The sequence below is a fragment of the Pseudomonas sp. LW8 genome (assembly GCF_041956865.1).
Taxonomy (GTDB): domain Bacteria; phylum Pseudomonadota; class Gammaproteobacteria; order Pseudomonadales; family Pseudomonadaceae; genus Aquipseudomonas; species Aquipseudomonas siliginis.
Map to the genome: position 1 here is coordinate 2,909,757 of NZ_CP168138.1, position 12,218 is coordinate 2,921,974.

The window sequence follows — 12,218 nt, forward strand, 5'->3', positions numbered from 1 at the left end:
GAGTGAAGCATGAATCTGCAAACCCTCACCGAACGTGCGGCCAACAGTGAAGTTCGCGAACTGGAGCTGCTGTCACTTGAAGGCGGTTTTTATTTGGCGAGAATTCGCGTGGATCAGGGCCAATTCACCTTGCTCGATGACGCGGCCAAGCCAATGCACCTGCGCTCGATCACTCACCTGCGCGACTTGCTGCAGACCGTGCCGGCGTTTCCCTGCGTACTGGTGCAACAATGCGTGCACGACGAAATGTGCGGTCGGGATTCAGGGCCGGTTGAAGAGCTGCGCATTCCGTTTTCGCTGACCACGCCGTTATGACGCCGAAGCAAGGCGAGCGCTGAATGGCAGGCTGATAAAGCGCGCGTCGCCCACCGGCGACGCATTTATCGAACCCCTGCTCCGTCCACGGGTCTGCTTCACATCGATTCCCTGGAAGTAAATCCCATGTCCACTCAACACACACTTGTCCTGCTTGCCCGAGGCGGATACGCCGCGCGCGGTGTTCTGTATCTGATCATCGGTATCTTCGCGCTGTTGGCAGCGCACGACTCCACCAAACCGAAAGACAGCCACAAGAGCCTCGAAGCATTGCTCAGCCAGCCGTTCGGCTACGTGCTGATCGGTGTTGTGGTCGCCGGCCTGCTGGCCTTCGCCGCCTGGCGTGCACTGCAAGCGATCCGCGATGTCGACCACCACGGCAGCGAGTTCAAAGGTCTGGTCATCCGTGCAGGTTTGCTTGCTGGCGGTCTGGTCAATGCGGCGCTGGCCTTCTTCGCCTTGGGTCTGTTGGTGAGTGGTCTCAGGAGTTCGGGCGGTTCCGGGGATGGCAAGACCAAGGATCTGCTTGCGCAGCTGCTGTCGTTCGAGCATTCGAACCTGTTGATCTACCTGATCGCGCTGATCCCGCTCGGCGTCGGTATTGCCCACATCATCAAAGGCTGGAAGGCCACGTTCGAGAAATACTTCGAGGCAGATGACGAAGTGATGCGTTACGTGCGCCCGGTGTCGCGCTTTGGCTTGATCGCCCGAGGCGTGGTGTTTATCGAGATTGCGCTGTTGATGGCGGTCAGTGGCTCGGTTTACCAGGCAACCAATCCACCCGGCATGAAGGAAGCACTGGATGCTTTGCAGAATCTGCCGGCAGGCGGCGTGCTGTTGATGCTGATGGCGTTGGGGCTGATCGCGTTTTCGGTGTACAGCTTTTCCGAAGCAGCATGGCGCAGAATCGAAATGGATGTGCCGTTGTAAGCGGAGATTCGAGGGGGGGTGTGCCCCCTCGACTGCGCCTCATCAAGTAAACAGATCAACGCCCAGCTGAAAGGCCACCCAAAGCGCCAGACCGGTGGCAAATAACAGCGCGATGTTTTCAAACAGGTTGTTGCGGTATTGCTTGTCCAGCAGCGATTTCTGGTTGGACATGATCAGCAAGCCCAGGGAAATCACCGGCAAACCAATGATGTTCAATGCGCTGACACCAATGGTCAGGGTGACGAAATCCGGCATGCCCGGCATCGACCAGATCAGCGGCGTGACCAGGATGAACAGCATGAACCACTTGTGCATCGGGTCGTGATGGAACTCTTTGCCGTACTTCTCGCGGCGCTCAGGACGAACATGCTGGAAGGCATCGGTGATCAGCATCGGAAACGCTGTGGTCTTGCCTGAAATACTGGCAAACAAGGTCGCGAACACGCCGATGAAGAACACATACCAGCCGATCGGGCCGAAGAAGATTTCCAGCGCCTTGCCCAGATCGCCCAAGGTTTTCACCTCGATACCGTTGGGCCGCAGGATTTCCGCGCCAACAATCCAGATCGCCAGGTTGATGATGATCCCGACGAACACCGCAAACAGCAGATCGTTACGCTGAATGCGCTTGTGCTGCGGCCCGGTCCAGCCTTTCTGGCGCATGACATACGGGTGCACGAAGTTGGCGATCGAGCCGGCGACCGCGCCAATTACCGAGACCGCCACCAGCAACGCGCCATGCACGCCTTCGTCCGGCGGAATGCTGAAGCCGATGGTGCCTTTGATGATGCCTGTGACATCCGGGCCGGACATCACCGCCAGGGCGATAAACGCCAGGGTCATGATCGCCAGCAGCAGCTTCATCACGCCTTCGATCATCGTGTAGATGTTGCGCCCGACCAGCATCCAGACCGCCAGCACCACCGCCACCGAGCACAGCAATGGCTGATCGATCTTGAACAGCATCGCCAGCGACTCCCCTGCCCCCTTGATCATGTAGGCGTTCATCAAGTGCCCCATCAACAAGGCATAAACCAGCATGAACCAGGCAAACACTGGGTTGAGCTGGGCGTAGCCTTGCAGAATGGTCATGCCCTGGTTATTGCACAGCTGGAACCGGGCAATGATGTTGACGATCAGGTACCTGAGCAACAGCGAGACCGCCAGCACCCACATCATGGCGTAGCCGTAGTTCGCACCGGCCACGGAGGATGTGATCAGGTCACCCGCACCGAGCCACGACAGCACGGCGATAATGCCGGGGCCGAGCAGTTTCAGCGTTCGCAGGAACAGGTTTTGCGGTTTCGCAGCGGCCTGATGATCGAGTGGAGCCATACTCGTCATAGGGGTATCTCCGTTATTGTTTTTGTGAGAATTGATGCAGTGCGCACATTAGGTAGGATGTCGTACAACAACGCTAACAGGAGAGTATGTAGAAATGTGTCAAACCTCAATGGCGACTACCCTCTCCGATCATTTTTGCTGATAAAAATCTTCTAATACGCGCCTATGAATAAGCGTAGCGACCTTATAAGGCTCACGAAATAGCCATTGATGCCCCTGCCAATCACTCATAGGATGACTGATCACAACAACAATAAGGCTGAAAATGATGAACAGAACGCTCTTGATTGCTGCGCTCGCCTCCACGTTGAGCGTGACGGCTAACGCCGCTACCTACGCTTACATCTCAAGCCCCGGCGACGGTCTGATCTCGCAATATCGCCTTGATCAGAGCAACGGCGCGCTTACCCTGGTCGAACAGATTCAGGCCGGTGATCAGGTCAATCCCATGGCGCTCACCCCGGATGGCAAGGTGCTGTTTGCAGCCTTGCGCGTCAAACCCTTTCAGGTGCTGGGTTACCGGATCGATCGCCAAAGCGGTCGCCTGACAAAATTCACCCAAGCGCCCCTGGCAGAGAGCATGGCCTACCTGTCGACCGATCGAAAAGGTCGCTACCTGCTCGCCGCGTCCTACGGCGCCGACACCCTCAGCGTTCAAAAGATCGGCGAAGATCAGCAACCTTCCGCCAACATCCTGCGTTATCCGACCGGCCTGCACGCGCATTCGATTCGCACCGAGCCGAGCAATCGCTTTGCCTACGCTGGCAACCTGGGCACCGACAAGGTGCTGCAATATCGCCTGGATGCCAAGACTGGCGAGCTCAGCCCGATCGGCAGCGGCTCGGTCAGCGTCCCGGACAACACCGGCCCTCGGCACCTGGCGTTCTCGCCGAACGGCAAATTCCTTTACGTTGTCGGTGAAATGAGCGGCACCGTGACCGCGTTTTCAATCGACGACGCCAGCGGCGCGTTAACGCAAATCGCTGTGGCCAACGGCATTCCCGAACGTTTGCAACTGGCCCACGGCGAAGTCCGTGATGCGCGCAACAACGACCTCAAAGACGACCCGACCCCGCGCATCTGGGCTGCCGACCTGCGCATGTCGCCGGATGGAAAACTGCTGCTGATGAGTGAGCGCACCAGCAGCAGCGTTTCGGCATTTGCCGTGGATCCGGCAACCGGAGGACTGAAGTTCCTCGATAACTACTCAGTGCAGGAACAACAACCACGCAACATCGCCTTCTCCCCCGATGGCCACTGGCTGCTGGTGACGGGCGAGAAAAGCGCCAAGGTCGGTACGTACGCGGTGAGCAAGGATGGCGCGCTGAAGCGTGTCGGTGAAGCGGCATCCGGCAAAGGCGCATTGTGGATCGAGATACTGCAAACGCCTGACGCATGAATATCTGCGGAGCAGCAACTGCTCCGCCGTCCTGCAACTAATCCCCCGCCGCTTCGGTCATTAGGTTTGCCGAGGTTGATACATTTACGCAGACCTCACTTTCAAGAGACTGCCCCCCGTGATCAGCCATCTCGATCGCCGCAACAACCGCTCGCTGGACAGTCTGAATTTCTTTCTCGCCGATGTCCGCGACGGCCTCGGGCCGTACCTCGCCATCTACTTGCTCGCCGTGCACCACTGGGACCCGGCCAGCATCGGTGTAGTCATGACCCTCGCCGGTATCGCCGCGCTGGTCACGCAGACACCGGCCGGTGCGCTGGTTGACAACAGTCGGGCGAAACGGGCGCTGGTCATCATCGCCGCGCTGTTGGTCACGGTGAGTTGTCTGGTGCTGCCGTTCATTTCGTCATTCAGTCTGGTGGCGTTGACCCAAGCCTTGAGCGCGGCGGCAGCATCTATTTTCGCCCCGGCCATCTCCGCGATCACCCTGGGCATCACCGGCCCGCGAGCATTCACCCGGCGCACCGGTCGCAACGAGACGTTCAACCACGCCGGCAACGCGTGCGCAGCGTTGTTGGCCGGTTTGTTTGCCTATCTGTTCGGTCCGGTGGCGGTGTTTTATCTGATGGCGGTCATGGCGCTGGCCAGCGTGATTGCCGTGCTGTTCGTCTCGGCCGAGGCGATTGATCATGACGTCGCACGCGGGTTGCAGCCTGGCGATCAAAGCCATCAGCCGTCCGGGTTCAAGGTACTGCTGAGCAATCGCCCGTTGCTGATGTTTGCCCTGTGCTGCGCGCTGTTCCACTTGGCCAACGCGGCGATGCTGCCGCTGGTGAGCCAGAAACTCGCCCAAGCGAATTTGCACATGGCCACACCGCTGACGTCGGCGTGCATCGTAGCCGCGCAACTGGTCATGGTGCCAATGGCGCTGCTGGCCGGCGCGAAAGCCGATGTCTGGGGGCGCAAACCGTTATTGCTGGCGGGTTTTCTGAGCCTGCCGCTGCGTGGCTTGCTCTACACCTTCTCGGATGATCCGTACTGGCTGGTCGCCGTGCAGTTGCTCGACGGTGTCGGCGCTGGTTTGTTCGGCGCGCTGTTCCCGGTAATGGTCAAGGATCTCACCCTCGGCTCCGGGCATTTCAATGTCAGCCTTGGCGCGCTGACCACAGCGTTTGGCCTGGGCGCGGCGCTGAGCAACGGGCTGGCGGGTTTTGTCGTTGAGGCCGCCGGTTACAGCGCGGCATTCCTGACCCTTGCCGGGGTTGCAGCGGCAGCGTTCCTGCTGCTGTTGATCGGTGTCCCGGAAACGCTGCAGCGGACTGAGAAAATCGAGTCCGCTGCGGTTATGGGCCAAACCTGAGCTAATCGCCACCGCAGCCATTGCCTAAAACGCTGTAAGTGGCGACATGCCGCTGACCGTGGCTGTCTTCATAGACGACCTCCACCGGAACAATTCCGCAGGCGGCGCTGGTGTCGGTGATGCTGATGGTTTTGGCGATGTCCAGTGGCACGCCGGTCTGTGCAGGTTCGGTGGCGGCGAACACGTTGCCGGCGAGGATGGCCAGGGCCAAAGCAAAAAACGGTTTCATGGTGTGATCTCTCTATAAAGGATGGGGAATTCAGGCCTGACGTTCAGTCAGCAATTGGCGCGCGGAATCGGCCATCATTGGCAGCGCTCCGGCGAGCATCAGGACGTCCTTGAGCACCAGGCGTCCGGCACCGGACAGATAGGGAAAACCGTGCTGACCATCACCCAGCGCAGCGACCCAGGCTTCAGGCGTGGTAACCAGAAAGCTCAGGGTCACCAGCGGCGTAGCGAACGCCAGCGCGCCACCGAGCAGGCCGGTACGGCGAGAAAGCGGATTGGACAGGACCAGCAGACCGATGAGAATTTCCACCACGCCAAGCCCGGTGGAAAAGCCGTAGGTGTTGTTCGCGGTCTGCCAGGCGCGCTTGTCGGCGTTCAGCTCGCCCTCATGGGTCAGGTGCGCCTTGTAGTCCTGCGGGTGTTCGTAGAAGAACGACATCACCGGGCTGTTGGCGACGAAGGGCGTGATGCTGTCGGCTTCGTACGGGACGAATTTCAGCGCGCCGATCCACAGGAACACGATGGCGATGGCCACGCGCATCAGCGGGATGCCGAGGCGATCGAGTTTGCCGAGCTGTTGTAGTCCGGCGTTGATTGAGGTGAACATGCGACGTCTCCAGATCAATGAAAGTGGAGTCAGTCTGCGGTGCTATCGAATCGCGCTTTTGTCGGTCATGCTCAACGTCTTGCTCAATCGTCTCAACTTTGCGGATTCCTTCGTAATGGGTGCCAATGAACTCGCTCGATAAGCTCATCAGCCTGGCCAGCGTGCGCGGCAGCCTCGATCTGCGTTGCCAGTTCCAAGGCGACTGGGCACGTGATCACCCACAGGAAGCCTTTGGCAAGGCGCCCTATCACATCGTGCTTAAAGGTGAATGCCGGGTGGAACTGGCCAGCGGGCAACGCCTGGCGATGCGCGCCGGCGATATTCTGCTGTTGCCACGGGGCACGCCGCATGTGCTGCACAGCGGCGGTAAAGATGTAGCGCCAATGCTGCCAACGCTGATTCCCGGCGGGGTGTTGCCGATCTATCGGCTGGGCGGCGCGAGCGCCGATCTGGACATGCTCTGCGGTGGCTTTCATTACAACCGCGCATCGATGCTGTTCGCCGCCCTCCCCGATTACCTGTTGATTGCCAACGATGGCCTGCCGGTCGATCAGCCGCTGACCGCCCTGATTGCGCTGTTGCGCAGCGAAGCCGACAGCGAACAGCCGGGTGCACGGTTCCTCCTCGACTCACTGTCCCAAGCGTTGTTCACCTTGATCCTGCGTGCGTACCTGGCCCGTGCCGATCACGACAAAAGCACCCTGGCGCTGCTCGGCGACCAGCGCCTCGGCCGCACCTGTCAGGCGATATTGGCCGACCCGGCGCACGAATGGACTATCGAAGCCATGGCCGACACCGCGAACATGTCCCGCGCGACGTTCATGCGCACCTTCGCCCGGGTCGCTGGCGTGTCGCCGTGGGTGCTGCTGACTCAATTGCGCATGGAGCTGGCGTTCAGTCTGCTCAGCCATTCGCATCTGGGCCTGAATGACATTGCCGTGCAGGTCGGCTATCAGTCGCAGGCTGCCTTCAGCAAGAAATTCAAGGAAATCTACGGCGAGGCCCCGGGCAAAGTCCGCCGCGCGATCTGATTGAATGGATCGCTTTGTATCAGCGTGTAGCTTTCGCCGACACAGATACACACGCATGCGAAGTTCGGCCGTGCGCACACACAACTGACACATTTAGCGCGCTAAATACCACTGTCGCTTCCATTCCTACCTTAACCAATCGACAGGACATCACCATGAACAAAGTCTTCGCAACCCTCGCCCTTACCGCCGCCATGTTCGGCGCCACCGCTGCGTTCGCCGCGCCGGTCAAACCTACCGTGGTGCTGGTGCACGGTGCCTTTGCCGATTCGAGCAGCTGGAACGGCGTGGTCAAGATTCTCGAGAAGGATGGCTATCCGGTGATCGCCGCCGCGAACCCGCTGCGCTCGGTCAAGGGTGATGCGCAATCAGTGGCGGATGTACTGGCCAGTGTGAAAACCCCGGTGGTACTGGTCGGCCACTCGTACGGTGGCCCGGTGATCAGTGAAGCCGCTTACGGCAATGCCAATGTCAAAGCGCTGGTTTATGTCGCAGCTTTTGCACCGGAAAAGGGTGAAACCGCAGCCGAATTGTCCGGGCGTTTCCCCGGCAGCACCCTTGGCCCGACCCTGTCGGCCCCGGTTGAGCTGGCCGATGGTGGCAAGGATTTGTACATCCAGCAGGACAAATTCCACGATCAGTTCGCTGCCGATGTGTCTCAGGCAGATGCGAAGTTGATGGCCGCCACGCAACGCCCGGTGACCGTCGCCGCGCTCAACGAAGCCGCCACCGAGCCTGCATGGAAAACCGTGCCGTCGTACTTCGTCTACGGTGACCAGGACAAGAACATCCCGGCGCAAGCCTTGGCGTTCATGGCCGAGCGCGCGCACTCCAAGCAGACCGTCGTGGTCAAAGGCGCTTCGCACGTGGTGATGGTGTCCAACCCGAAAGCCGTTGCCAGCCTGATCGAAACCGCTGCGGCCGCGAAGTGATCCAGCGCTGAGTTGAGCCTTCAAGCGTTAGCCGTGAACTCTGTTCACGGCTTTCAGCGCTGGGTGGTGTTGCAGCCGCTCGCTGAGAAAATCCACAAACGTGCGCACCTTCGCCGGTACGCGCGGATGTTTCAGATAGACCAGTTGCACAGGTAACGCCGGCGGCTCAAAGGCCTCCAGCACCAATTCCAGTTCACCGGCCGCAACCTGGCTGGCGACTTGATAGGACAGCACCCGGGTAATGCCCCAACCGGAGCTGGCGATGTTGATCGCCGCCTGATTCGCGGTGACCACCAGACGCGGTTCGAAGCGAAAGCTCAACGGGCCATCGGCATGGGCGAATTGCCAATCGCTGAGCAAATGACTGGCGGACGACATGACGATATTGGCGCGGCTCAGCTCGTTCGGATGTTGCGGTCGGCCATACCGGGCGAAGTAATCGGGCGTACCGCAGATGACCTGCCGGACCTCGCCGACCTTGATTGCATGCTGATTGTTCTCGTGCAGATGACCAATGCGCACGGCAACATCGATACCCTCTTCTGCCATGTTCACCACGCGGTCAACCAGCAAGGCCTTCAGATGCACCGAAGGAAACGCATCGACGTATTGCGCCAGCAACGGCGCGATGAACAGCTCGCCAAACAACACCGACGCGGTCACGCTCAAGTGCCCGCAGGGCAGCCGATAACTGCCGGCGGCCGCCTCTTCGGCTTCGTCGACGTCGCACAGAATTCTTCGGCAATCGTCCAGATAACGATGCCCGGCTTCGGTCAGGTGCAGGCTGCGTGTGGTGCGCGACAACAGGCGCGTGCCGATGCGTTGTTCCAGCGCGGCAATGGCGCGGGTGACGCTGGGGGGCGAGGTGTTCAAACGCCGGGCCGCCGCCGCAAAGCCGCCCTCCTCGGCCACGGCCAGGAACATGCGCATTTCCTGAAAACGATCCATAGCTGGGGACCTGTCGAAGACTTTGAAAACCCACCGACCCTGTGGGAGCGGGCTTGCCCGCGATGGCGTCCTGTCAGTCAACAACGATGCTGAATGACCCACCGCTATCGCGGGCAAGCCCGCTCCCACAAGTTTTTTTGGCGTGTGCTGATATCAAGCGCTTTGCAGGCCCACCGCTGTGCGCTGCATGCCAACGAATTTCGGCAGCGCCTCGACCCGCCCGAGCCACGCCCGCACATTCGGGTAATCCTCAAGCGAGACATTGCCTTCCGGTGCGTGGGCTACGTAAGTGTAGGCGGCCACATCGGCAACGGTTGCCTTGTCGCCGGCAAGGAATGCGCTGTTGGCCAACTCGTCTTCCATCACTTGCAATAAAGCGTGGGAACGCTTGATCGCATCAGCCGCGTCGTAACCGGCGCCGAACACCGTGATCAAGCGCGCCGTGGCCGGGCCGGAGCTGATCTGCCCGGCAGCTACCGATAACCAGCGTTGCACCTTGGCTTGTTCGACCGGATCGCTCGGCAGCCACTGGCCGTTGCCGTATTTGCTCGCCAGATAAACAAGAATACCGTTGGAATCAGCGAGCACCGTACCGTTGTCGTCAATCACCGGCACTTGGCCGAAACGGTTTAGGGCGAGGAATTCAGGGGTTTTGTGTGCGCCCTTCATCAGGTCGACGAATACCAGTTCGGTCGGAACATCAAGCAGGGACAGCATCAACTCGACGCGATGCGAGTGGCCGGACAACGGATGGCGGTACAGTTTGACGGCTGACTGGGACATGACGTGCTCCTGGATTATTTGAGGTCGACCCGCTGATCGTGTCGATGGGCTCATCCTGCTCCCCTGCCGCAAATCGCGGAATCCTCAGCAAATACAATCGAGCATTTCAGCCAGTGAAATAATCATCCTCGTCCTTAGGCGCGCGTAGGGATCATTTCACCGCGTGAAACAGTGGATTGCAGTTTCTGGCCATTCCCTCGCAACCGGCCGAGGGCGAACATGAGCCCACTTGAGCTTCAGCCCCTGGCGGCTCACCGGCCCGTTTGCACCCGAGGAGAATCGAAATGGACACAGCGTCGAAACCGCAGCCCTCGCCCTGGCATGAAGGTGAGCTGACCCTGCAACGTGCCGTCGGCGCGGTGGAAATGATGGTCGGTGTCGGCCAGCGGCAACTGGCCCGCGACTGGATGCCGGATCAGCACCGCGAGTTCTATGCGCAACTGCCCTTCGTCGTGCTCGGCGCCGTTGATGGCCAGGGCGACCCGTGGGCGACGCTGCGCACCGGTCAACCGGGGTTCATGGATTCGCCGTCACCACAGGTTCTGAAGATCAAACTTGACGCCCAGCCCAATGACCCGGCCAATCAAGGCCTGCAGCCCGGCGACGCGATCGGCATGCTCGGCATCGAGCTGCACACCCGTCGGCGCAATCGCATGAACGGCAACATCAGCCGCCGCGATGACAACATTCTTGAGATCGGCGTGACCCAGGCTTACGGCAACTGCCCGCGCTACATCAATCTGCGCCATTACGCGTTCGTCGACGAAACCACCGACACCGCGCTCGACCTGCCTGTCAGCGAACCCTTGGTGCGCGACATGATCACCGCCGCCGATTCGTTCTACGTGGCCACTTATGTGGTGCGCGACGGTGAGCGCCAGGTCGATGTGTCCCATCGCGGCGGCAAATCCGGTTTCGTCCATATGGACGAGGACGGCACCCTGACCATCCCGGATTTCTCCGGCAATCTGTTCTTCAACACCCTGGGCAACATCCTGCTCAACCCGCGCGCCGGGCTGACCTTCATCGATTTTGAAAGCGGCGATCTGTTGCAGATGACCGGCAGCGCAGAAGTGCTGCTCGACGATCCGCAAATCGCCGCGTTCCAGGGCGCCGAGCGCCTGTGGCGCTTCAAGCCGCAGCGCATCGTTTACCGTCAGGCCGCATTGCCACTACGCTGGGCCGAGCAGCCGCAAGGCGATTCGCCCAATTCGCAAATGACCGGCAGCTGGGAGCAGACCCGCGAGCGTTTGCAGGCCGAGGCGCTGCGCAATCAATGGCGCGCGCTGCACGTCACGCGGGTGGTCGATGAGAGTCCGCAGATCCGTTCGTTTTACCTGCAAGCCAACGACGGCTTCGGCCTGCCGCGCTTCGAACCGGGCCAGCACTTGCCGATCAAGGTCTTGCTCGACGGCCAGGATGCCGCGTCGATCCGCACCTACAGCGTGTCCAGCGCGCCGTCGGACGAGTTTCTGCGTATCAGCGTCAAACGCGATGGCTCGGTATCCTCGCATCTGCATGATCGGGTCCAGGCACTGGATTTGATCGAAGCCCGCGCGCCGCAAGGCGATTTCACCGTTGACGCCACCGAACGCCGGCCACTGGTGCTATTGGCCGCCGGGGTTGGGGTGACGCCGTTGCTGTCGATGCTGCGCGAGGTGGTCTATCAGGGCAAACGCATCAGCCGCATGCGCCCGACCTGGGTCGTGCAAAGCAGTCGCACCGTCGAGGATCTGGCCTTTCGCGAAGAAATCGACGCCTTGGCTGCACGCGCCGGTGACAAGGTCAAGGTGCTGCGCGTGGTCAGCCAGCCGCCGCTGGAAGCAACAGCGCAGGGTTACGATCATGCCGGGCGCATCGACATCGCCTTGCTGAAGAGCCTGCTGCCGCTGGATGACTACGATTTCTACCTGTGCGGCCCGGGCAGTTTTACCCAGGCGCTGTACGACGGCCTGCGCAAAATGCGCATCCCGGACGATCGCATCCACGCCGAAACCTTCGGCCCGTCGACGCTGATCCGCGATGTCGAAATCAGCACCCCGGCGCCGCCGCAAGTGCCGGTCGCGGAAGAGCCGGTCAAGGTGCTGTTTGCCACGTCCGGCAAGGAAGCACGCTGGGAACCGGGCAGCGGCACCTTGCTGGAACTGGCCGAGGCGCGTGGCTTGAATCCTGAGTTCAGCTGTCGCGGCGGCTCGTGCGGCACCTGCAAAACCCGCCTTACCAGCGGCCAGGTGCATTACCTCACCCCGCCGGCCATGCGTCTGGCGGATGACGAAGTGCTGATCTGCTGCGCCGCCCCGGCGCAGGGCAGCGACACCCTGGTGCTGGATGTTTGAATGTT

The 12,218-nt window shown here is 60.6% G+C and carries 12 protein-coding genes; 7 read left to right on the forward strand and 5 right to left on the reverse strand.

Annotated features, from left to right (window positions below; genetic code table 11):
* Positions 1 to 9 precede the first annotated feature (9 nt).
* Together AB9L16_RS13275 and AB9L16_RS13280 are read left to right on the forward strand one after the other, a co-directional pair.
* Positions 10 to 315 (forward strand): DUF6482 family protein, encoded by a 306-nt coding sequence (locus AB9L16_RS13275; RefSeq protein WP_016774774.1) that lies wholly within the window; start codon positions 10 to 12, stop codon positions 313 to 315.
* 126 nt (positions 316 to 441) lie between these two features.
* Positions 442 to 1,245: a DUF1206 domain-containing protein gene (locus tag AB9L16_RS13280; protein WP_110645324.1), complete on the forward strand. Its 804-nt coding sequence runs from the start codon at positions 442 to 444 to the stop codon at positions 1,243 to 1,245.
* Positions 1,246 to 1,287: 42 nt separating this feature from the next.
* Here the strand turns inward: AB9L16_RS13280 and AB9L16_RS13285 are convergent, their stop codons facing one another.
* The gene (locus tag AB9L16_RS13285; protein WP_371857525.1) at positions 1,288 to 2,580 is read right to left on the reverse strand and encodes an Nramp family divalent metal transporter; all 1,293 of its coding nucleotides are present in this window, start codon (positions 2,578 to 2,580) and stop codon (positions 1,288 to 1,290) included.
* 274 nt (positions 2,581 to 2,854) lie between these two features.
* On the opposite strand from AB9L16_RS13285, the gene AB9L16_RS13290 reads away from it, so the two are divergent.
* Both AB9L16_RS13290 and AB9L16_RS13295 read left to right on the forward strand, forming a co-directional pair.
* Complete coding sequence (locus tag AB9L16_RS13290) at positions 2,855 to 3,988, forward strand: lactonase family protein (protein WP_375123734.1); 1,134 nt, start codon at positions 2,855 to 2,857, stop codon at positions 3,986 to 3,988.
* Between the two features lie 118 nt (positions 3,989 to 4,106).
* Positions 4,107 to 5,348: an MFS transporter gene (locus AB9L16_RS13295; protein WP_375123735.1), complete on the forward strand. Its 1,242-nt coding sequence runs from the start codon at positions 4,107 to 4,109 to the stop codon at positions 5,346 to 5,348.
* Position 5,349: 1 nt separating this feature from the next.
* Here AB9L16_RS13295 and AB9L16_RS13300 read toward each other — a convergent pair whose 3' ends face one another.
* Together AB9L16_RS13300 and rclC are read right to left on the reverse strand one after the other, a co-directional pair.
* On the reverse strand, positions 5,350 to 5,577 hold the full coding sequence (locus tag AB9L16_RS13300) for a DUF2790 domain-containing protein (protein ID WP_258706714.1): 228 nt from the start codon (positions 5,575 to 5,577) through the stop codon (positions 5,350 to 5,352).
* Positions 5,578 to 5,607: 30 nt separating this feature from the next.
* On the reverse strand, positions 5,608 to 6,183 hold the full coding sequence (rclC, locus tag AB9L16_RS13305) for a reactive chlorine resistance membrane protein RclC (protein ID WP_252886228.1): 576 nt from the start codon (positions 6,181 to 6,183) through the stop codon (positions 5,608 to 5,610).
* 125 nt (positions 6,184 to 6,308) lie between these two features.
* Between rclC and AB9L16_RS13310 the strand changes: the two genes are divergently transcribed.
* Positions 6,309 to 7,214, forward strand: a complete 906-nt coding sequence (locus AB9L16_RS13310; RefSeq protein ID WP_375123736.1) for an AraC family transcriptional regulator — start codon at positions 6,309 to 6,311, stop codon at positions 7,212 to 7,214.
* 155 nt (positions 7,215 to 7,369) lie between these two features.
* On the forward strand, positions 7,370 to 8,146 hold the full coding sequence (locus AB9L16_RS13315) for an alpha/beta fold hydrolase (protein WP_071172489.1): 777 nt from the start codon (positions 7,370 to 7,372) through the stop codon (positions 8,144 to 8,146).
* A gap of 27 nt (positions 8,147 to 8,173) precedes the next feature.
* On the opposite strand, the gene AB9L16_RS13320 is transcribed toward AB9L16_RS13315, so the two are convergent.
* Both AB9L16_RS13320 and AB9L16_RS13325 read right to left on the reverse strand, forming a co-directional pair.
* Positions 8,174 to 9,094, reverse strand: a complete 921-nt coding sequence (locus AB9L16_RS13320; protein WP_375123737.1) for a LysR family transcriptional regulator — start codon at positions 9,092 to 9,094, stop codon at positions 8,174 to 8,176.
* 153 nt (positions 9,095 to 9,247) lie between these two features.
* Positions 9,248 to 9,877 carry a glutathione S-transferase family protein gene (locus AB9L16_RS13325; RefSeq protein WP_252886230.1) on the reverse strand — a complete coding sequence of 210 codons (630 nt, stop codon included), beginning with the start codon at positions 9,875 to 9,877 and terminating at the stop codon, positions 9,248 to 9,250.
* 284 nt (positions 9,878 to 10,161) lie between these two features.
* Between AB9L16_RS13325 and AB9L16_RS13330 the strand changes: the two genes are divergently transcribed.
* The gene (locus tag AB9L16_RS13330) at positions 10,162 to 12,213 is read left to right on the forward strand and encodes a pyridoxamine 5'-phosphate oxidase family protein (protein WP_375123738.1); all 2,052 of its coding nucleotides are present in this window, start codon (positions 10,162 to 10,164) and stop codon (positions 12,211 to 12,213) included.
* Positions 12,214 to 12,218: the final 5 nt, after the last annotated feature.